Raw genomic sequence first — 21,171 nt, 5'->3', positions numbered from 1 at the left:
GCTCGGCCGACCCGGACCGCGCTACCGGTTCCGGAGCCGGACGGTTGAGCCGATCGGCTCGTCCGGCCCCGCCGCCCCCGCCCCGCCCATCTCTGAACCCTGGGGCGCGGACGGACCGCCAAAGGCGACCGCCCCGTCCCCCCAGCCGCCCCACCGGCACCTCCGAAACACCCAGATCCTCACCCCCTCCGAGCCAGCCCTTACCGACTGGTCCGGTGTCGCACCACCGTCGCACCCACCTCCGCCCGGCCGGCCCGCCATCTGCTGGACGCGTCGACCCGAACGTCACCCCGAGGAGCCGTCTTGAACCTCACCTCCACCTCCCACGGCCGCTCCCGCACCCACGACCCGGCCGAGAAGGTTCCCCGTCAGCCGAGAAGGACATCGGCCGCCCTGCAGCCCGACGGGACTGCCACCGACCTCCTCGAACACCCTGACCCGCACACCGCCGCCCAGGCCGCGGCCGTGGAGAACCTTCTGCGCTGCTGGGTGCGCGAGACCGACACGGCGGCTCCCTGCTACGGCACCCTCCGCATCCCTCTCCGGGCCAGCGGTACGGCCCTGCTCGTCCCGGTTCACCACTGGTCCCCGACGGGCTGGCACCGCTTCGGCCTTCCTTACCTGGCCGACGCCCCGGAGGACGCCCCGCCGGCCGACGCCGTCACGGTCGCCACCCTGCTGGTGCGGGAGGCACGCACCAGGAACCGCGCCCCCCGGGCCTCGCAGGCGCCCACAGCCACCGCCCCGTCACCGAACCGGACATCGGCCGAGCCCTCCGACACCGCCGCCCTCGACCTCGTCGCCCGTGTCGCCGACTCCGTTCGTGGCACCACCCTCTTCCTGCGCGACCGCCGGCACCGTCCCACCGACGGAACCGACCGCTTCCTCTCCGCCGAGCAGGCCCTCCTGCTCGGACACCCGCTGCACCCGACCCCCAAGAGCCGCGAGGGCCTGTCGGAAGCCGAAGTCCGCCACTACTCGCCCGAATTGCGAGGCTCCTTCCCGTTGCACTGGATGGCGGTCGCCCGCTCCGTACTCGCCACCGACTCGGCCTGGACCGAATGCGGCCGGACCGTACCCGCCGATCTGCTCACCGCCCGGCTCGCCGCAGCGGGGCTGCCCCTGCCCGACGGATACGCCGCCCTGCCACTGCACCCATGGCAGTTGCACGAGGTGCGCCACCGCGCGGACACGGCGGCCCTGATCGACGCAGGACTGTTGCGCGACCTGGGTTCCTACGGGCCGTCCTGGCACCCCACCTCCTCCGTACGCACCGTGCACCGCACCGGCGCGGCCGCCATGCTCAAGCTGTCACTGGGCCTGTACATCACCAACTCCCGTCGTGAGAACCTCCGCAAGGAACTGCACCGGGGTGTAGAGGTCCACCGGCTGCTGCGCAGTGGGCTCTCCCAGCAGTGGCGCGCGGCGCACCCCGGCTTCGACGTCGTCCGCGACCCAGCCTGGCTGGCCGTGGACGACCAGGACGGGGCACCCGTGCCGGGCCTGGACGTGATGATCCGGCACAACCCGTTCAACCCGTCGGACGACGTCTCCTGCGTCGCCGGACTCGTGGCCCCCCGGCCCTACCTCCGGGCCGGCGCCCCCCTCACCCTCCGGTCCCGCCTGGCCGAGGTCGTCACCAGCCTCGCCGTCCGCACCGGCCGCCCGTCGAGAGCCGTGGCCACCGAGTGGTTCCTGCGCTACCTCGAGCAGGTGGTCCGCCCCGTGCTGTGGCTGGACGGCGAGGCGGGAGTCGCCCTGGAGGCCCACCAGCAGAACACGCTGCTCCTGCTGGACGACGAAGGCTGGCCCGCGGGCGGTCGCTACCGCGACAACCAGGGCTACTACTTCCGCGTCTCCCGGCACGCGGAACTCGACGCCCGGCTGCCCGGTATCGGCGAGCACAGCGACACCTTCGTCTCCGACGACGTCACCGACGAACGCTTCGCCTACTACCTCGCCGTCAACAACGTGTTCGGTCTCATCGGTGCCTTCGGCTCCCAACGGCTCGTCGACGAGCGGCTGTTGCTGGCCGCCTTCCGCCGCTTCCTCGCCGACGCGGCCTGCGGCCCCGCCCGTACGCGCTCCACCCTGCCTTCCCGCCTGCTCGACTCCCCGGTCCTGCGTTGCAAGGCCAACCTGCTGACCCGGCTGTACGGCCTCGACGAACTCGTCGGCCCAGTCGACACCCAGTCCGTCTACGTCACCATCGCCAACCCCCTGTACCTCTGACCCGCACCCCGACTCCCGTCTTCCGCAAACCCCCGCCTTCCCCAAACCCGTCTTCCGAGAGGAGCGCGCCATGCCTCCCACCGATGCCGGCGCCGACACCGGTCAAGCGCCGGCAACCGCTCCCCACCGCCGTCCGACCGAGGCGGGCGCCGAGAAAGAGGACACACTCGACCTGCGTCTGCCGGACGACTTCGTCGCGCTCTTCCGGGAGGCGACCGGGACGGACGCTCCGGCCACGGCCGATCTGCTCGACGGCGTGGGTGACTGGGGCCCCACCCTCACACCCGCCGGCGCCTTCCAGCTGGTTCCTGTCCGGCTGGAGCGGGATCTGCCGCTGATCAGCCGCTGGATGAACGACCCCGCCGTCGCGGAGTTCTGGCAGCTGGCCGGGCCGCGGGGCGTGACCGAGGCCCATCTGCTCGCGCAACTCGACGGCGACGGTCGCAGCGTCCCCTGTATCGGCCTGCTCGAAGGCACTCCGATGAGCTACTGGGAGATCTACCGGGCCGACCTCGATCCGCTGGCCCGGCACTACCCGGCCCGGCTGCACGACACCGGTATCCATCTCCTCATCGGCGGCATCGCCGACCGTGGGCGGGGGCTCGGCGGCACCCTGCTCAGAGCCGTGGCCGACCTGGTACTCGACCAACGCATCGCCTGTGCCCGCGTCCTTGCGGAACCCGACCTTCGCAACGCACCCTCCCTGGCCGCCTTCATGAGCGCTGGTTTCCGGTTCGCCGCCGAGATCGACCTGCCCGCCAAGCGGGCCGCCCTCATGATCCGCGACCGGTCCCTGCGTGATCTGCTGTGACAGTGCGCCACAGTGTCATCACATTTGGTACACCCCTCGGGCCGAACCGGTTCCCACCCCGCCGGATCCGCATGAGAGATACCCAGCCACCGGTCCCCGCCTTGATCGCCCGATTGTCAGTCCCGAGCCGTAGGGTGGTCGCGCTATGACGAAGCCCTCCCTCCCCGAACTCCTGCATGCCGCCGTCACCGCCGTCGGCGGTACGGAGCGCCCCGGCCAGGTGACCATGGCCCAAGCCGTCGCGGACGCGATCGACGACGGCTCGCATCTGCTGGTCCAGGCCGGCACCGGCACCGGAAAGTCCCTCGGCTATCTCGTGCCCGCTCTCGCCCATGGGGAGAGAGTGGTCGTGGCCACCGCCACCCTCGCCCTCCAGCGCCAGCTGGTCGAGCGGGACCTGCCGCGCACGGTCGACGCCCTGCACCCGCTGCTGCGCCGCCGCCCGGAGTTCGCCATGCTCAAGGGCCGGTCGAACTATCTGTGCCTGCACCGCCTGCACGAGGGCATGCCGCAGGACGAGGAAGAGGGGCTGTTCGACCAGTTCGAGGCGGCCGCGCCCACCAGCAAGCTGGGTCAGGATCTGCTGCGACTGCGCGACTGGGCCGACGAGACCGAGTCCGGCGACCGCGACGACCTCGCACCCGGAGTGTCCGATCGGGCCTGGGCACAGGTGTCGGTCTCGTCGCGGGAGTGCCTGGGCGCCTCCAAGTGCGCCTACGGCGCCGAATGCTTCGCCGAGATGGCCCGTGAGCACGCCAAGCTCGCCGAGGTCGTCGTCACCAACCACGCACTGCTCGCGATCGACGCCATCGAGGGCGCGCCGGTCCTCCCGCAGCACGAGGTGCTCATCGTCGACGAGGCACACGAACTCGTCTCACGGGTCACGGGCGTCGCCACCGGTGAGCTCACACCCGGCCAGGTCAACCGCGCGGTGCGCCGTGCCGCCAAGCTGGTGAACGAGAAGGCCGCCGATCAGTTGCAGACCGCGGCCGAGGGCTTCGAGCGCCTGATGGAGCTTGCCCTGCCCGGCCGCCTGGAGGAGATCCCCGAGGACCTCGGCTATGTGCTGCTGGCACTGCGGGACGCCTCGCGCAACGTCATCTCCGCGCTCGGCGCGACCCGGGACAGGTCGGTCCAGGACGAGGACGCCGTCCGCAAACAGGCACTGGCCTCGGTGGAGAACGTGCACGACGTGGCGGAGCGCATCACCAACGGTTCCGAGTGGGACGTCGTCTGGTACGAGCGCCACGACCGCTTCGGCGCCTCCCTGCGCGTCGCCCCCATGTCCGTCTCGGGCCTGCTGCAGGAGAAGCTCTTCGCGGACCGCTCCGTCGTCCTGACCTCCGCGACCCTCAAACTCGGCGGCGACTTCAACGGCGTCGGCGCCTCCCTCGGTCTCGCGCCGGAGGGCACCGAGGGCGACGACGTTCCGCAGTGGAAGGGCGTCGACGTCGGCTCGCCGTTCGACTACCCCAAGCAGGGCATCCTGTACATCGCCAAGCACCTGTCGCGTCCCGCGCGGGACGGCGACCGGGGGGACATGCTGGACGAGCTGACGGAGCTGATCCAGGCGGCGGGCGGACGCACGCTCGGCCTGTTCTCCTCCATGCGGGCGGCCCAGCTGGCCGCGGAGGAGCTGCGCAGCCGCATCCCCGAGTTCCCGATCCTGCTCCAGGGCGAAGAGACGCTGGGCGAACTGATCAAGAACTTCGCGGCGGACCCGAAGACGTGTCTCTTCGGCACGTTGTCGCTCTGGCAGGGCGTGGACGTTCCCGGGCCCAGCTGCCAGCTGGTCGTGATGGACAAGATCCCGTTCCCGCGCCCCGACGACCCGGTGATGAGCGCCCGCCAAAAGGCCGTGGAGGACGCCGGCGGCAACGGCTTCATGGCGGTGGCCGCCACCCACGCGGCGCTCCTCATGGCCCAGGGCGCCGGACGTCTCGTACGGGCCTCGGGGGACCGGGGTGTGGTCGCCGTACTGGATCCGCGTCTGGCGACGGCCCGGTACGGCAGCTATCTGAAGGCGTCGCTACCCGACTTCTGGAACACCACGGACCGCAACCAGGTGCGCAAGTCACTGGCGGCCATCAACGCGATGGCCGAGCAGGAGGGGAAGTGATCGCGGGGGTAGCCTGACCGGCGCCGGTCAGGCTACCCCCGCGATCCGAAAGCGCCGTGACCCGGGCCGTTCAGCACGGGGGCGACGCGCAGCACGGAGCCCCGGAACCGGCGCAGGGGTCCCGGGGCCCGATCATGGGGCAGGTGGGCGAGCCCGCCCGGCGCGGTTCTCACACGCGCCGCAGCACCGCCACCACCTTGCCGAGGATGGTCGCGTCGTCGCCCGGGATCGGCTCGTACGCCGCGTTGTGCGGGAGGAGCCAGACGTGCCCGTCCTCGCGCTTGAAGCGCTTGACGGTGGCCTCGCCGTCGATCATCGCGGCCACGATGTCGCCGTTCTCGGCGACCTGCTGGCGGCGGACGGTGACCCAGTCGCCGTCGCAGATCGCGGCCTCGATCATCGAGTCGCCGACGACCTTGAGGACGAACAGCTCTCCGTCACCGACCAGCTGCCGGGGGAGGGGGAAGACGTCCTCGACCGACTCCTCGGCGAGGATAGGACCACCGGCCGCGATCCGGCCGACCAGAGGGACGTACGAGGCGGCAGGCTTGCCCACCGTGTCCGTCGGCTGCAACGCGGTGGCCTGGTCCGAGCCGCGGACCTCGTAAGCGCGCGGACGGTGCGGATCACGCCGCAGGAAACCCTTGCGCTCGAGGGCCATCAGCTGGTGCGCGACCGAGGAGGTGCTGGAGAGGCCGACCGCCTGCCCGATCTCCCGCATGGACGGCGGGTAGCCGCGCCGCTGCACGGAGTCCCTGATGACCTCGATCACCCGGCGCTGACGGTCGGTGAGGCCCGAGCTGTCGGCCCGGATGCCCGGAGGTCGGCCCGGCAGGGAGCGCTTGTGCCCCTCGGGATTCGTGGCTTCGTTCATCGCATGCACCGGCTCGAGTCGGCCCTGGGAGCGGTCCTGGGCAGTGATGGTGGCACTGTCTGCGGTGGTGGTCACGTCGGCCCCTCTCGATGGTCTCCCTCCGGCACAACGGTAGTTGCTTTCGAAAGGTTGCGCCAAACACACGTTCGAGTGAAAAAACGCCGACAGCCGGACTTGTTTGCGTTTCTGGGTGTATGGGCAACGCGGTGCCCGGCTGGCAAAAGGGCTCATTGTTGTACTCTTCACCGCCGGGATGGCGACCTCGTGGGTTGCCGCCCCAGTCTGCCATCCGGTGTCCCGTCAGCCGGGTGCCGGCCACCGTCTGCGCGGGAGTGCCACGCGTCCTCCGCGCGGCGCTCACGGTATCTCCGTAAGGTCCACGGCGGGCGCGGGCGCCACCGGTGTGTTGCCCGTGGCGGCTCCGGCGCACGTCGCGCGGCCGGATCCGCGCGACACGCGCGCATTGCCTGCCCGTATGGAGTCAATCCCCACATGTAGTGGTTGGATAGCTATAGCGGCCCACAGATTGTGTTCCCCCCGGTCTTCGGGCCGCCATTCATCGCCTATGCTTGTGGCTGCTTCGCGGGGCCCATGGGTCTGGTGAGGCCATTGAGTCTGCTGTGAGGAGGGTTGGAGTCCATGTACTGCCCCTTCTGCAGGCACCCCGACAGCCGCGTGGTCGACAGTCGTACGACGGACGACGGCACGTCCATCCGCAGGCGCCGCCAGTGCCCTGACTGCTCCCGTCGGTTCACGACAGTGGAGACGTGCTCGCTCATGGTGGTCAAGCGGTCCGGAGTCACCGAGTCCTTCAGCCGGATCAAGGTCATCAACGGCGTGCGCAAGGCATGCCAGGGGCGGCCCGTGACCGAGGACGCGCTCGCCCAGCTGGGCCAGCGGGTCGAGGAGGCGGTGCGCGCCAGCGGGAGCGCCGAGGTGGCTGCTCATGACGTGGGGCTCGCCATACTCGGCCCCCTGAAGGAGCTCGACCTCGTCGCCTATCTGCGGTTCGCGTCCGTCTACCGAGCGTTCGACTCGCTGGAGGACTTCGAGTCCGCCATCGCGGAACTCAGGGAAGGAACGGGACACCCCGCCGCGCAGGACGGCGACGGAGCTTGTGAGGGGTGCCAGGAAGACGGCCGCGGGCGCAGCGGGACGGCTGAGGTCCCCCTGCCCGCAGGCACCGCCGACTGAGCAGCGGGCCGGTCCGGACGGCATGTCCGGACCCGGCTCAGCGGCGGTGAGGAAGACCTGTCGCGGGTGGCAGCGAGGGTGCCCGCGGCACCAGACAGAACACCGTGCTCCGGAACACAGGGGCACTTCAGGGCGTTTACGCCCGTACAGGGAGGCGGCATGACAGAGACGGCGAGCGGTCCGGCACGAGGTTCCCGAGCGAAGGGCGCCAAGGCCAGCAAGGGGCTGCGTATCGAGCGCATCCACACCACCCCCGGCGTGCACCCGTACGACGAGGTGGCCTGGGAGCGCCGTGACGTCGTCATGACCAACTGGCGCGACGGCTCGGTGAACTTCGAGCAGCGTGGCGTCGAGTTCCCCGACTTCTGGTCGGTGAACGCGGTCAACATCGTCACCAGCAAGTACTTCCGCGGTGCCGTAGGCACCCCGCAGCGCGAGACCAGCCTCAAGCAGCTGATCGACCGCATCGTGAAGACGTACCGGAAGGCCGGCGAGGACAACAAGTACTTCGCCTCGCCCGCCGACGCCGAGATCTTCGAGCACGAGCTGGCCTACGCCCTCCTGCACCAGATCTTCAGCTTCAACAGCCCCGTCTGGTTCAACGTCGGCACCAAGCAGCCCCAGCAGGTCTCCGCCTGCTTCATCCTGTCCGTCGACGACTCCATGGAGTCGATCCTCGACTGGTACAAGGAAGAGGGCATGATCTTCAAGGGCGGCTCGGGCGCCGGCCTGAACCTCTCCCGCATCCGCTCCTCCAAGGAGCTGCTCTCCTCCGGCGGCAACGCCTCCGGGCCCGTCTCCTTCATGCGCGGTGCCGACGCCTCCGCCGGCACCATCAAGTCCGGCGGCGCCACCCGCCGCGCGGCCAAGATGGTCATCCTCGACGTCGACCACCCCGACATCGAGGACTTCATCCAGACCAAGGTCAAGGAGGAGGAGAAGATCCGCGCCCTGCGCGACGCGGGCTTCGACATGGACCTCGGTGGCGATGACATCACCTCCGTCCAGTACCAGAACGCCAACAACTCGGTCCGCGTGAACGACACGTTCATGAAGGCGGTCGAGCAGAGCGGGACGTTCGGCCTGCGCGCGCGGATGACCGGCGAGGTCATCGAGCAGGTCGACGCCAAGGACCTGTTCCGGAAGATGGCCGAGGCCGCCTGGGCCTGCGCCGACCCGGGCATTCAGTACGACGACACGATCAACCACTGGCACACCTGCCCGGAGTCCGGCCGCATCAACGGCTCGAACCCCTGCAGCGAGTACATGCACCTGGACAACACGTCCTGCAACCTCGCCTCGCTGAACCTGATGAAGTTCCTCAAGGACGACGGCAAGGGCAACCAGTCCTTCCAGGTCGAGCGCTTCGCCCAGGTCGTCGAGCTGGTCATCACGGCGATGGACATCTCCATCTGCTTCGCGGACTTCCCGACCCAGAAGATCGGCGAGAACACGCGCGCGTTCCGCCAGCTCGGCATCGGCTACGCCAACCTCGGCGCGCTGCTGATGGCGACGGGCCACGCCTACGACTCCAACGGCGGTCGTGCCCTCGCCGGTGCCATCACCTCCCTGATGACCGGTACCGCCTACAAGCGCTCGGCCGAGCTCGCCGCGGTCGTCGGCCCGTACGACGGCTACGCCCGCAACGCCCAGCCGCACCTGCGGGTGATGAAGCAGCACGCCGACGCCAACACCACGGCCGTCCGCATGGACGACCTGGACACGCAGGTCTGGGCCGCCGCCACTGAGGCTTGGCAGGACGTGCTGCGGCTCGGCGAGAAGAACGGCTTCCGCAACTCCCAGGCGTCCGTCCTCGCGCCCACCGGCACCATCGGCCTGGCCATGTCCTGCGACACCACGGGCGTCGAGCCCGACCTCGCGCTGGTCAAGTTCAAGAAGCTGGTCGGCGGCGGCTCGATGCAGATCGTCAACGGCACCGTCCCGCAGGCCCTGCGCCGCCTGGGCTACCAGGAGGAGCAGATCGAGGCGGTCGTCGCCCACATCGCCGAGAACGGCAACGTGATCGACGCCCCCGGCCTCAAGCACGAGCACTACGAGGTGTTCGACTGCGCCATGGGCGAGCGCGCCATCTCCCCGATGGGCCACGTCCGCATGATGGCCGCGATCCAGCCGTGGATCTCGGGCGCCATCTCCAAGACGGTCAACATGCCGGAGTCGGCGACCGTCGAAGAGGTCGAGGAGATCTACTTCGAGGCGTGGAAGCTGGGCGTCAAGGCACTCGCCATCTACCGCGACAACTGCAAGGTCGGCCAGCCGCTCTCCGCCAAGAAGAAGGGGGACGAGAAGGCCGAGATCACCGAGAAGGCCGAGGGCACGATCCGCAGCGCGGTCGAGAAGGTCGTCGAGTACCGCCCGGTCCGCAAGCGCCTGCCCAAGGGCCGGCCGGGCATCACCACCTCCTTCACGGTCGGCGGTGCCGAGGGCTACATGACCGCCAATTCCTACCCGGACGACGGTCTCGGCGAGGTCTTCCTGAAGATGTCCAAGCAGGGCTCGACTCTCGCGGGAATGATGGACGCCTTCTCGATCGCCGTGTCGGTGGGCCTTCAGTACGGTGTGCCGCTGGAGACGTACGTCTCGAAGTTCACGAACATGCGCTTCGAGCCGGCCGGTATGACCGACGACCCGGACGTGCGGATGGCGCAGTCGATCGTCGACTACATCTTCCGCCGCCTTGCGCTGGACTTCCTGCCCTTCGAGACGCGCTCCGCGCTCGGCATCCACTCCGCCGAGGAGCGTCAGCGCCACCTCGAGACCGGCTCCTACGAGCCGACCGACGACGAGCTCGACGTCGAGGGCCTGGCCCAGTCGGCACCCCGGCAGACCGACCTGAAGGCGGTCGCCACGCCGAAGGCCGAGGTCGAGGCGCCCAAGCCCGCCCCCAAGCAGGCGCACACCAGCGCCGAGCTGGTGGAGATGCAGCTGGGCATCCAGGCCGACGCCCCGCTGTGCTTCTCCTGCGGTACGAAGATGCAGCGGGCCGGCTCCTGCTACATCTGCGAGGGCTGCGGCTCGACCAGCGGTTGCAGCTGACCTGACGGTAAAGCCGTGAAGTAAGGGGCGTCGGCCTTGGGCCGCGCCCCTTACGCGTTGCGGCTACGACGGGCGCGCCCGGCCCATGGCGCGGGTGAAGGTCTCCGGGTCGTCCTCGAAGCCGAGGACGCCGGGGCGGAACTCCCAGGTGCCCGCCTCGTTCCGCGCGAACTCCGCGACCGTGGCCGCCGTAGCTCCGAGCACGGCGCCGAAGTCGTCCTCGGCGAGGACGGTGTACCCCTCGCGGACGCGCATTCCTGGACCGAGCACGCCGGCGAAGGTGCGGTGCGCCGGACGCTGCTGGATGACGACGCCGACCACCACGCGCGCGTACCCGTCGCCGAGCCGGTCGAGTTCGAGCATCATGACCTCGTCCCACCCGAAGCCCTGGCCGTCCCTGCTGTCCCGGTCGAGATAGATGGTTCCGTCGGGGGAACGGCTGTTGAAATGCACCACATAGGCCGGATCACCATGCGGGTCGCCGGCCCTGTAGGCCGCGGCGACCAGATCAAGATCAGTGGGTGGCTGCCCTGCGGGACTGGGATCCCACTTGACCGCGACCTCGACCTTGCCGATCCCCTTGCTGAGTCCGCTCATCTGACTCCCCCTTGCCCGACCCGTGCGCCCCTCTGCCTCAACTTCCGTTTCAGGGACGCTTGTTGTCCATCGTGCCACGCGCGCGGGGGCGCTTGCGCGGGCGCTGTCCCCACAGGAGTGACCAATGCCACGTCGCAGGGCCTTACGATGGCGCGGTGCTGGTCAAGTGGATTCGCTGCACCGTGGTGGACCGCCCGGGCTTCGAGCGGGGGCAGCGGAAGTGGGCGGGGCTTCTGGGGGAGCCGGGGTTTCGGGGGCAGGGGGGCGGGTGGAGCCGGGGACGGCCGGGTGTCGCGCACATCTTCGCGTTCTGGGAGAGCCGTGCCTTCTACGACTCCTTCATGGCCCGCTCCCACGACCGGCTGGCGGCGGCACAGGCCGGCACCTTCAAGGACGCCCAGGTCCGCTTGTTCGACTACCGGTTCGACGTGAAGACGGGTTTCGAACCCTGCTTCGCGGACGCAGACCTGCTGCGGGTCGCCCTCTGCCGGGTCCACGAGGAACGCGCCGAGCACTTCACGCTGATGCAGGAGAAGGTCTGGAACCCGGCGATGGCCGGCTCGCCCGGCATGGTGCGCGGCCTGTTCGGTGAGGCTCCCGGCAGCGAGTTCCTCGTGCTGTCCATGTGGCAGTCCTCCGCCGAGCACGGCAAGTACCGTACGGAGCGGGTGGAGCGCCTGGCGCTGCGCGCCCAGACGGAGGCCGACATAGCGTCGCTCACGGGCGACATCGTGGAACTCGAGAGCATCTGGACGGTTTGACGGCGGACGGTCGCCCACGGGCTTGTGTGGCGCGGGCCGCACGATTTGTGTGATCTGCGCCGTACCGGGCCCGCTGGAGTCCTCGATCGGCGCCGACCCGATCTACTGTTCTGGCATGGCACGACCACGGCGCATCATCCTTGTCCGGCACGGCGAGTCAACGGGCAACGTCGATGACACCGTGTACGAGCGCGAACCCGACCACGCGCTGGCGCTCACCGAGCGGGGCCGGGGACAGGCCGAGGAGACCGGCAAGGAACTGCGGGACCTGTTCGGACGCGAACGCGTGAGCGTCTACGTCTCCCCCTACCGGCGCACCCACGAGACCCTCCACTCCTTCCAACTGGACCCCGATCTCATACGCGTGCGCGAAGAGCCGCGACTGCGCGAGCAGGACTGGGGGAACTGGCAGGAGTGCGACGACGTGCGCCTCCAGAAGACCTACCGGGACACCTACGGGCACTTCTTCTACCGCTTCGCCCAGGGCGAGTCCGGAGCCGACGTCTACGACCGGGTCGGTGGCTTCCTGGAGAGCCTCTTCCGCAGCTTCGAGGACCCCGGCCACCCGCCCAACGTTCTCCTGGTGACCCACGGCCTGGCCATGCGGCTCTTCTGCATGCGCTGGTTCCACTGGACCGTCGCCGAGTTCGAGAGCCTTTCCAACCCGGGGAACGCCGAGATGCGGATGCTCGTTCTCGGGGACGACGGCAGGTACACGCTCGATCGTCCGTTTGAGCAGTGGCGTGAGCCGGAATCGTACGGGATCACTGGATGGAGCGGCTGAGCGATGACCCATGACTCCTCTCCGGGCATGCGCCTGGAGCGCGCCCTGGCCAGCATGCGCGGGCTCGCGGTGGGGGACGCGCTGGGCTCGCAGTTCTTCGCTCCGGTGAACTACCCGCTGCTCAGGCGCCGCGAACTGCCGTCCGGCCCGTGGCAGTGGACGGACGACACCGAGATGGCCTGCTCCGTCGTCACCGTCCTGGCCGCCCACCACCGTGTCGACCAGGACGCTCTGGCCGAGTCCTTCGCCCGGCGCCACGCACCGGAGCGCGGGTACGGCGCGGGGACGGCCGGTCTGCTGCGGCGGATCAGTGAAGGCGGCGATTGGCGCACACTGGCGCCCGCGCTGTTCAAGGGGCACGGATCGTGGGGGAGCGGCGCCGCGATGCGCACGGCGCCCCTGGGCGCCTGGTACGCGGACGACCCGGAGCAGGCCACCCACCAGGCCGAGATCTCCGCCTACCCCACCCACCAGCATCGTGAGGCCGTCGCGGGCGCCATGGCCGTGGCCGCGGCCGCCGCGCTGGCCGCCGCACCCGGCGGACCGCCGAGCGCCGAGGCACTGCTCGGCGGCGTCATCGACCTCGTACCGGCCAGGAGTGCCGTCGGCGCCGGTCTGCGGCGTGCCCGCGACATGCTCGACTACGGCGACGTGGCCACCGTCGCCGCGGTCCTCGGCAGCGGACGGCGCACGTCGGCGCACGACACGGTGCCCTTCGCGCTCTGGTCCGCCGCCAGGTGTCTGGCCGACTTCGAGGACGCGTTCTGGACGACCGCCCGGGCCGGCGGCGACGTGGACACCACCTGCGCCATCGTGGGCGGCGTGCTCGCCTCGGGGAAGACCGGGGCCCCGCCCGCCGAGTGGGTGCGGCGCACGGAGTCGCTGCCCGACTGGGTCCCGATGTCCGTGTGACCTCCGGCTCGCGGGTCGTTGTCGGCGCAGGGGGCGAGCGCACGTGGCGCCCCCGCTTCGTGTTTCGCAGGTCGATTCACGAATGTGATCCGAAGCGGGCGGAATGCTTCCAAGTGCGATCTCCGGCGGGGCGGTCGAGTCGACGATCAGGCTTCTTCTGGACGTCGCAATCCCTGGAATACGGCCGGGTGAAGCGAGGTCCGGCGCGGCGAACAGCCTTGTGTGCGAAGTCGTCCAGGCTGTGCGATGACGCGCCGCGCCAGGATGTGCACGAGCGAACGATCGGGTCGTTATCGCGAAGGGATGACCGGTCGGCCGACGGTTCCGCCGCCGCCCCCGACCAGCCCCTGGCAATCCGGGTGCGGGGCGTCGCGGTTCTCCAGGGAAACCGGGGTGTCGCAGCGGGATCCGGGCAGCGTACGCTGAGGGCGCCATGCCGTACGAACCACCCACTCACACCGTCGAGCGCTCCCTCAGGGCCACGACCGGAGCGAAGGTCATTGCCGGTGTCGACGAGGTGGGGCGCGGCGCTTGGGCCGGCCCTGTCACCGTCTGCGCGGCGGTCACCGGACTGCGCCGGCCGCCCGCCGGGCTCACCGACTCGAAACTGCTGACCGTCAAGCGACGCACCGAACTCGCGGCGGAACTGCAGACGTGGGTGACCGCGTACGCCCTCGGGAGCTCCTCTCCGGAGGAGATCGACAACCTGGGGATGACGGCGGCACTGCGGCTCGCGGCCGTGCGCGCCCTGGAGGGACTGCCCATCCCCCCGGACGCGGTCATCCTCGACGGGAAGCACGACTACCTCGGCGCCCCCTGGAGGGTCCGTACGGTCATCAAGGGCGACCAGTCGTGCGTGGCCGTCGCGGCGGCTTCGGTGATCGCCAAGGTTCACCGCGACAAAATGATGGCCGAACTGGGTATCGAGCATGCAGACTTCGGCTTTGCGGCCAATGCCGGATATCCGTCGCCCGTGCACAAGGCCGCGCTGGAGGAGCGGGGACCCACCCCGTACCACCGGTTGTCGTGGGCGTATCTTGATGCGCTGCCCCGGTGGCGGCACCTCAAGAAGGTCCGTGTCTGGGCAGACCGAGGCGTTCCGGAGGTCGAAGGTCAGCTCGGCTTCGACTTCTGATCGTTCCGCTCGGCCCGATGTGCCACCCGCCCACGCGAGCCGCACCAACGTTTGATAAATATCAGCCCATGCCTCTCATTCCCGAGGAGCCTCAGATTCACGAGAGTGCCCAGGGTCCCCGCGCCACGCCGTCCGCCGGCCGCACCGCGCCGACCCCTCGCCCCGTTCCCGGCCCCCGTCCCGCGGCTCCGCCGCGCCCCGGTCGTCCAGGTCCCGCACGGCCCGCGCCGCCGGCGCAGCGCGCGTCGCGGGAGTCGGCCCCGGCCAAGCCCGTGCCGGCGCGGCCGACCGCCCCCGCCGCCTCGGCGACCCCTCAGATCCAACTCGTTCCGGCTTCCGCCGACGGCGCGCTCGACGCCGCCGAGGAAGCGGTCGACCTGCTCCTGGAGTCGGGCCGTGCCCCCGGCGACGTACTGGTGATCACCACCGGCGGGTCGCATCCGTGGGCCGCGCACGAACTGTCCTTCGGTGAGGCGTCCTACTGGGCACAGCACGACGCGCGCGACGACGTGTTCTACGCGGACGCCGCCGTGGCCTCGCATGCCGCGTCCCGCCCCGTCGTCGTGGTCGCGGTCAACGGCGGTCCCGAGCCCGCCGGCGCCATGGCCCTGTCCGTGGCGCACACCAAGGCCGACGCGCTTCTGGTCGTCTGCGGCGACCCGCAGCAGATCAACTCGGTGCTGGGCGCGGCTGTGTGAGCCGCGTCCGGCCCGTCCGGCGGTCCTGAGTCGTTGCGGTCTCGAGTCCGTGTGGCTTGAGTCCGTCCGACGGTCCTGCGCTTGTCCGGGGGCCTGAGCCCGTCCGGGGGTCGAAGGAAGGTGACGTCGTGCCCGCCGCGCCGTAAGACCGGCGGCGGGGCCTTCGGCGTGCGCACCCCGTCGGCCGTCCGGCATGAGCGGACGATGGGGTGCCGTCCGTCAGCGGGCCGCAGCGCGGCGCAGCACCTCTGAGGCCGCGCCGCCGGTGCGCGGCAGCGGGGACGGAGCCTCGGCGGTGCCGAAGGGCTCGGGCGCCGAGTACGCGTGCGGCCGCCGGCCCCCTCGGCCCTCGCCGAGGACCTGCCAGCCGTCCCGGGTCAGCGTGATGTACGCCCCGCAGCGCAGCCCGTGCAGCGTGCAGGCGTCACGCAGTCCCCACATCCACGCCCCGTCCTCCTCGGTCCAACGCGCGTCCCCGTCACGGCAGTAGAGCAGTACGGCGGTGCGCACCGGGGTACGGCGCCGCAGGTCGTGCGGGATGACCTGGCGCAGTTGGGCCAGGAGCGCGTTGCGGAACATCCAGCCGTCGGCGGGCGCCGACCGGCGGGCGAAGGAGGCGCTCGCCCGCAGCCGCTCGTCCAGGTCCAGGACCGCGACCACGGCGGTGGCGGGCCTGGGGTGGTGCCGGGCGTGCAGTCCGCTGACGACCTCCCGCGGATTGCGCAGCAGAGGGATGCCCGCGGCCGCCCACTCCGAGGGTTCGAGCACACGGTGGACGGAGGTGGCGGACGTCGACAACGATGCCGCCGAGGACGGAGCGAATCCGAAGGTCACGTTCCTCCCTTCGGCTACGCGCCCATACTGCGGGCGGGATCGGATTCGGGGGAGCGCACACCGCAGGAGAGCCCTACCGGCCAACGGCTGAGCCGTGCGGGGAGCGGACTTCAATTCTTCCTGTCGAACTGGGATGCGGCAACGAGCAATTGAGGGCACCGGCCGTTATCGGGCGACCTACGGCCTATATCCCTACCCGGCGCTCGTCCAGCGACTCCTGGGAGCGCCCACGTCGTGCGCGTGGGCCGCAGACGTGTGCCATCAGCCCTGCACCGCCAGGACCAGTGGCATCACCGCCTGCGTGCCGGACCTTCTGAGCAGGCGGGCGGCGACCGCGAGGGTCCAGCCGGTCTCGGTGAAGTCGTCCACGAGCAGCACCGGGCCGGGATTGTCGGCCAGGGCGGAGACCAGGGCGGGTGGTACGGTCAGCGCCCCTTCCAGGGCCTTCAGGCGCTGGGCGCTGTTGCTCCGCGGCACCCGCCGTGCATCCGGCGTGTACTCCACGCCGCCCAGCAGCGGCAGCCGACCGACCTCCGAGATGTGCGCGCCCAGGGAGTGGACCAGCCGAGGCCGGGTGCGAGAGGGCATGGTGACGACGCCGACCGGGCGCGGCCGCGCGTCCGCCGCGCCCGAGGCCCAGCCGCCGGGTCCTTTCGCCCAGTCGGCCAATACGCCCACCACCGCGCGCGCCACGTCCTCCGGCAGGGGAGCGTCGGGTGTCTGGGACGCGAGCAACGGCCGCAGCCGGTTGCCCCAGCCGATGTCCGAGAGGCGTCCCAGAGCTCGTCCCTCAGCGGCCTGTTCACCGGCCGGGATGCGTCCCCTGAGATCGACGCCGACCGCCTGCAGGCCCGTCGGCCACATACGTCGGGGCTGCACCTCCACACCGGCCCGGCCGAGGTCCACGCGCGCGGCGTCCAGCGCCGCGGTGGAGGTGTCCGCGGTGAAACGGGCGCCCGCGCAGTTGTCGCAGCGACCACAGGGCCTGGCGCTGTCGTCGTCGAGCCGGCGCTGCAGGAACTCCATCCGGCAGCCCGTCGCCGCCGCGTAGTCGCGCATCGCTTGCTGCTCGGCCTCCCGTTGCCGCGCGACCCACTCGTACCGCTGCGCGTCGTACGTCCACGGCCGGCCGGTCGCGGTCCAGCCGCCCTTGACCCGCTTGACCGCTCCGTCCACGTCGAGCACCTTGAGCATCGCCTCCAGCCGGGAACGGCGCAGCTCGACCAGAGGCTCCAGAGCGGGCAGCGACAGCGGCCCCTCAGCGCGGGCGAGCACGTCGAGGGTGCGGCGCACCAGTTCCTCGGAGGGGAAGGCGAGCGACGCGAAGTACTCCCAGATCGCCTCGTCCTCCTTCCCGGGAAGCAGGAGCACCTCGGCGTGCTCCACGCCACGGCCCGCGCGGCCCACCTGCTGGTAGTAGGCGATGGGGGAGGACGGCGACCCCAGGTGCACGACGAAGCCGAGGTCGGGCTTGTCGAAGCCCATGCCCAGCGCCGAGGTGGCGACCAGGGCCTTGACCTTGTTCGCGAGCAGGTCCTCCTCGGCCTGCTGCCGGTCGGCGTTCTCCGTCTTGCCCGTGTAGGACGCGACCGTGTGGCCGCGCTGCCGCAGGAAGGCGGTGACCTCCTCGGCCGCGGCGACCGTGAGCGTGTAGACGATTCCGGAGCCCGGCAGCTCTCCTATGTGGTCGGCGAGCCAGGCCATCCGGTGCGCGGCGTCCGGCAGCCGCAGCACGTTCAGGCTGAGGCTCTCCCGGTCCAGCGGACCACGCAGCACCAGGGTGTCGAAGGCGTCGCCTGTCCCCAGCTGCTCCGCGACGTCCGCGGTCACGCGCGCATTGGCAGTGGCGGTGGTGGCGAGGACGGGGACACCGGGCGGGAGCTCGGTGAGCATGGTGCGCAGCCGCCGGTAGTCCGGGCGGAAGTCGTGGCCCCAGTCGGAGATGCAGTGCGCCTCGTCCACCACGAGCAGTCCTGTCGCCGCGGCGAGCTTGGGCAGGACCTGGTCGCGGAAGTCCGGGTTGTTGAGCCGCTCGGGGCTGACCAGCAGGACGTCGACCGCCCCTTCGGCGATCTCGCCCTGAACGGTGTCCCATTCCTCGGTGTTCGCCGAGTTGATCGTCCGGGCGTGGATGCCGGCGCGGGCCGCGGCCTCGACCTGGTTGCGCATGAGGGCGAGCAGCGGGGAGACGATCACGGTCGGGCCGCTTCCGCGGGCCCGGAGCAGGGAGGTGGCCACGAAATAGACCGCGGACTTGCCCCAGCCGGTGCGCTGCACGACCAGGGCCCGGCGCCGGTCGGCGACCAGGGCCTCGATCGCCTTCCACTGGTCCTCGCGCAGTCGGGCCGTGCCCGTGCCGTCGTCGACCAGACGGGCGAGGACCGCGTCGGCCGCCTTCCTGAGGTCCGCGTTGCTCGTGTGCTCCATGCGTCCCATACAACAGGACGGCACTGACAACCGGGAAAGACCTGAGGTGGGCGGGCATCGGACCGGAGCCGGAGCCGGAGCCGGGGCTGGGACGCGGGCCGCGGCTGACGTGTCCTCGTCCAGAGTTGTCCACAGGCCCAAGCGGACTTTTGCGATCCGCGAGATCGTCGGCACATGACGAATCACAGCGAAACGACCGGATCCTTCGAAAACGGTGACATCGCGTACGGCGGATCCGCCCCCGAACACCAGGTCACGCTCCGCACCCCGACCGAGCTCGCCGACGCCCTGCCGTATCTCCTCGGGTACCGCCCCGAGGACAGCATCGTCCTGGTCGCGCTGAACGACCGGGGCGGGCGCGGCCGGTTCGGTGGCCGTGCCCGGCTCGGCATTCCCGCCGGCAAGGACGACTGGCCTTTCGCTGCCCGTCAGCTGGCCCACGGCCTGATCACGGGCAGCGAGCGCAGAGGTGCCAAGCCCGAGCGGATGGTGGCCTTCCTCTGCCAGGAGCCGGCGGCGGGCGAGTCGGGCCGAGACGTCGTGCGGCGGTTGGAGCCGCTGGCCCAGAAACTGCGTACGGAATGCGGCCACCTCGACGTCCCCGTGATCGAGGCGCTGTGCATCTCCGACGGGCGCTTCTGGTCGTACTGCTGTCCGACCGAGGGATGCTGCCCCGACGACGGACTGCCCATGGGACTGCCCGGCACCTCCGTGCTGGCCGCCGCGGCGGCGTACGCGGGCATCCAGGTCAGAGGCAGCCTGAAGGAACTGCGGGCCAGGCTGCTGCCCTGGGAGACCGCCGCGTCCCTGGAACAGGAGATCGCCCTGGACGCCGCCGGGCTGTCCCTGGTGCCCAGGATCCTCGACGAGGCCGAGCGCGCGTCGGTGGCCGAGGAGACCCTGAAGCTCGCCGAGCGCGTCATGACCCGGTTCGCCGAGGTGCCCTTCCTGCCCGGTGACGCCCGTGCGGACCTCCGTGACGACCAGCTGCTCGACCACGAGGAAGCGGCATCGCTGATCCTGGGCCTCCAGGACCGTACGACACGGGACCGCGCTGCCGAGTGGATGGAGGGAGACGAGGCCGATCCGGCGCTGCGGCTGTGGCGAGCGCTCGCCCGCCGTTGTGTCGGCCCGTACGGAGAGCACGCCGCGGCTCCCCTGACCCTCGCCGGCTGGGTGGCCTGGTCGGCCGGGGACCAACTGGAGGCCCGGGAGGCCCTGGCCATGGCGCTGGGCGCGGACCCCGACTACCTCTTCGCCCGCCTCCTGCACCAGGCCTGCAACGAGGGGCTCGACCCCGAGTCGGTCCGGCGCTGCCTGCGCGCCGAGCGACAGGGACGCGCACGGTCGAAAACAGCGGACGCCGGTGCGGTCACGGAAGCGGTCGGGGCCGAGACTCCGCAGGACGAAGCGGCCGTCAGGGGCGACGCGGTCGCCCAGGCCGACGTGGCCGCCACGGTGCAGGACGCGGCGGTGGGAACCGATAGCGACGCTGCCCCGACGGCGCCGGACCCGGCGTCCCGCAGTTGCCGCCGGACGCGCGTGGACGGACCTGTCCCGGCCGGGACGCGCCCCGCGACCTCGCGGACCGACGGCGCGTGCCGGGGTCCCTCCAGGGCGCCGGGTCGTCCGCGTACGCGCACTTCGGGACGGGGTGGTTCACGTCGCCGAGGCGCCGACAATCCGGGTGCCGACCAGGGGAGCGGCGCCGCCGAGAAGCGCCCGTGAACGAACGCCCGCGGGGCTCGCGGGGGAGCGGAGGACCGATGTGGATCAGCCATCGATGCGACCGGCGAAGGGAGTGTTTATCGTCAGGCAGACGACTATGATCGCGGCATGCCCTACGACCCGTCAGCCTTTCCGCCTTTCGCCGTGACCGTGGACCTGGTCGTGCTGACAGTGCGCCGCCATTCCCTGTGCGCGCTGGCGGTGCGCAGGGGTGAGCCGCCGTTCCAGGGCCGGTGGGCGCTTCCCGGAGGCTTCGTACGGGCCGACGAGGATCTGGCGCAGGCGGCGGCGCGGGAGCTGGTGGAGGAGACCGGACTGTGCGTGCACGACCCGTTTGTCCCGGTCCAGGACAACGGCGCGCACCTGGAGCAGCTCGCGACCTACGGCGACCCCAAGCGTGACCCGCGGATGAGGGTCGTCAGCGTCGCTCACCTCGCCCTGGCTCCCGACCTGCCCGCGCCTCGGGCGGGCGGCGACGCCGAGCACGCCCGTTGGGCGCCCGTGGAGGAGCTGCTGCAACAGGGCGGCTACGGCCGTGACGGAGAGCCGGTGGCGCCGCTGGCCTTCGATCACGCCCAGATCCTCGCGGACGGAGTGGAGCGGGCTCGTTCGAAGATCGAGTACTCCTCGTTGGCGACCGCGTTCTGTCCGGCCGAGTTCACCGTCGGTGAACTGCGCCGTGTCTACGAGGGGGTGTGGGGCGTGGCCCTCGACCCGCGCAACTTCCACCGCAAGGTGACGGGTACCCCGGGCTTCCTCGTGCCGACCGGAGGGACGACCACCCGCCAGGGCGGCCGGCCGGCCCAGCTCTTCCGGGCCGGGGGAGCCACCCTGCTCAACCCGCCGATGCTGCGCCCGGAGGTCTGACCCCCGTCCGCCCGTCGCCGTCGTGAGTCGGCGCGTTCGTCAAGTCGGATGCCGGGCCCGTTGAAGCGATCCTGTTGCCCCATGAGAGAAGGGAGCCGAGTAACGCCAACGCTTGGCGAATACGAGATGCGATACCCGGAAAAT

General features: G+C 70.8%; 16 protein-coding genes. 12 read left to right on the top strand and 4 right to left on the bottom strand.

What is annotated here, in order from left to right:
• Positions 1–303: 303 nt before the first annotated feature.
• The 3 genes from ACIQFZ_RS21050 to ACIQFZ_RS21040 all read left to right on the top strand — a co-directional run bounded on the left by ACIQFZ_RS21050 (position 304) and on the right by ACIQFZ_RS21040 (position 5,162).
• Positions 304–2,232: an IucA/IucC family protein gene (locus tag ACIQFZ_RS21050; RefSeq protein ID WP_402691868.1), complete on the top strand. Its 1,929-nt coding sequence runs from the start codon at positions 304–306 to the stop codon at positions 2,230–2,232.
• A gap of 70 nt (positions 2,233–2,302) precedes the next feature.
• Entirely contained in the window at positions 2,303–3,043 is a 741-nt protein-coding gene (locus ACIQFZ_RS21045) for a GNAT family N-acetyltransferase (RefSeq protein ID WP_365429999.1), read from the top strand.
• A 145-nt stretch (positions 3,044–3,188) separates the two neighbouring features.
• Positions 3,189–5,162: an ATP-dependent DNA helicase gene (locus tag ACIQFZ_RS21040; protein ID WP_383061445.1), complete on the top strand. Its 1,974-nt coding sequence runs from the start codon at positions 3,189–3,191 to the stop codon at positions 5,160–5,162.
• A gap of 169 nt (positions 5,163–5,331) precedes the next feature.
• Here ACIQFZ_RS21040 and lexA read toward each other — a convergent pair whose 3' ends face one another.
• On the bottom strand, positions 5,332–6,111 hold the full coding sequence (gene lexA / locus ACIQFZ_RS21035) for a transcriptional repressor LexA (RefSeq protein WP_141357653.1): 780 nt from the start codon (positions 6,109–6,111) through the stop codon (positions 5,332–5,334).
• Positions 6,112–6,675: 564 nt separating this feature from the next.
• On the opposite strand from lexA, the gene nrdR reads away from it, so the two are divergent.
• The gene (nrdR, locus tag ACIQFZ_RS21030) at positions 6,676–7,230 is read left to right on the top strand and encodes a transcriptional regulator NrdR (protein WP_383058979.1); all 555 of its coding nucleotides are present in this window, start codon (positions 6,676–6,678) and stop codon (positions 7,228–7,230) included.
• A gap of 159 nt (positions 7,231–7,389) precedes the next feature.
• Positions 7,390–10,284, top strand: coding sequence for a vitamin B12-dependent ribonucleotide reductase (locus tag ACIQFZ_RS21025; RefSeq protein WP_383058981.1), 2,895 nt, complete (start codon positions 7,390–7,392; stop codon positions 10,282–10,284).
• 63 nt (positions 10,285–10,347) lie between these two features.
• On the opposite strand, the gene ACIQFZ_RS21020 is transcribed toward ACIQFZ_RS21025, so the two are convergent.
• Positions 10,348–10,881: a TerD family protein gene (locus ACIQFZ_RS21020; RefSeq protein WP_365433823.1), complete on the bottom strand. Its 534-nt coding sequence runs from the start codon at positions 10,879–10,881 to the stop codon at positions 10,348–10,350.
• 155 nt (positions 10,882–11,036) lie between these two features.
• On the opposite strand from ACIQFZ_RS21020, the gene ACIQFZ_RS21015 reads away from it, so the two are divergent.
• The 5 genes from ACIQFZ_RS21015 (at position 11,037) to ACIQFZ_RS20995 (ending at position 15,171) form a co-directional block, all read left to right on the top strand.
• Positions 11,037–11,642, top strand: coding sequence for a YdbC family protein (locus ACIQFZ_RS21015; protein WP_402691867.1), 606 nt, complete (start codon positions 11,037–11,039; stop codon positions 11,640–11,642).
• A gap of 115 nt (positions 11,643–11,757) precedes the next feature.
• Complete coding sequence (locus ACIQFZ_RS21010) at positions 11,758–12,426, top strand: phosphoglycerate mutase family protein (RefSeq protein ID WP_365424945.1); 669 nt, start codon at positions 11,758–11,760, stop codon at positions 12,424–12,426.
• 3 nt (positions 12,427–12,429) lie between these two features.
• Complete coding sequence (locus tag ACIQFZ_RS21005) at positions 12,430–13,338, top strand: ADP-ribosylglycohydrolase family protein (protein ID WP_402691866.1); 909 nt, start codon at positions 12,430–12,432, stop codon at positions 13,336–13,338.
• A 433-nt stretch (positions 13,339–13,771) separates the two neighbouring features.
• Positions 13,772–14,473, top strand: coding sequence for a ribonuclease HII (locus ACIQFZ_RS21000; RefSeq protein ID WP_365424942.1), 702 nt, complete (start codon positions 13,772–13,774; stop codon positions 14,471–14,473).
• Between the two features lie 68 nt (positions 14,474–14,541).
• A complete protein-coding gene (locus ACIQFZ_RS20995) occupies positions 14,542–15,171 on the top strand; it encodes a hypothetical protein (RefSeq protein ID WP_402691865.1) in 630 nt (209 codons plus the stop codon).
• Between the two features lie 219 nt (positions 15,172–15,390).
• Here ACIQFZ_RS20995 and ACIQFZ_RS20990 read toward each other — a convergent pair whose 3' ends face one another.
• Positions 15,391–16,005 carry a hypothetical protein gene (locus tag ACIQFZ_RS20990; protein WP_365424938.1) on the bottom strand — a complete coding sequence of 205 codons (615 nt, stop codon included), beginning with the start codon at positions 16,003–16,005 and terminating at the stop codon, positions 15,391–15,393.
• Between the two features lie 261 nt (positions 16,006–16,266).
• Entirely contained in the window at positions 16,267–18,432 is a 2,166-nt protein-coding gene (locus ACIQFZ_RS20985; protein ID WP_365424936.1) for a RecQ family ATP-dependent DNA helicase, read from the bottom strand.
• 174 nt (positions 18,433–18,606) lie between these two features.
• Between ACIQFZ_RS20985 and ACIQFZ_RS20980 the strand changes: the two genes are divergently transcribed.
• Positions 18,607–20,160: a DUF4192 domain-containing protein gene (locus ACIQFZ_RS20980; RefSeq protein ID WP_402691864.1), complete on the top strand. Its 1,554-nt coding sequence runs from the start codon at positions 18,607–18,609 to the stop codon at positions 20,158–20,160.
• 108 nt (positions 20,161–20,268) lie between these two features.
• A complete protein-coding gene (locus ACIQFZ_RS20975; protein WP_365778795.1) occupies positions 20,269–21,027 on the top strand; it encodes an NUDIX hydrolase in 759 nt (252 codons plus the stop codon).
• The last annotated feature ends 144 nt before the right edge of the window (positions 21,028–21,171 follow it).

The organism is Streptomyces sp. NPDC093064 (genome assembly GCF_044754605.1).
Lineage (GTDB): Bacteria > Actinomycetota > Actinomycetes > Streptomycetales > Streptomycetaceae > Streptomyces.
This window is presented reverse-complemented; position numbering and strand designations above follow the sequence as displayed.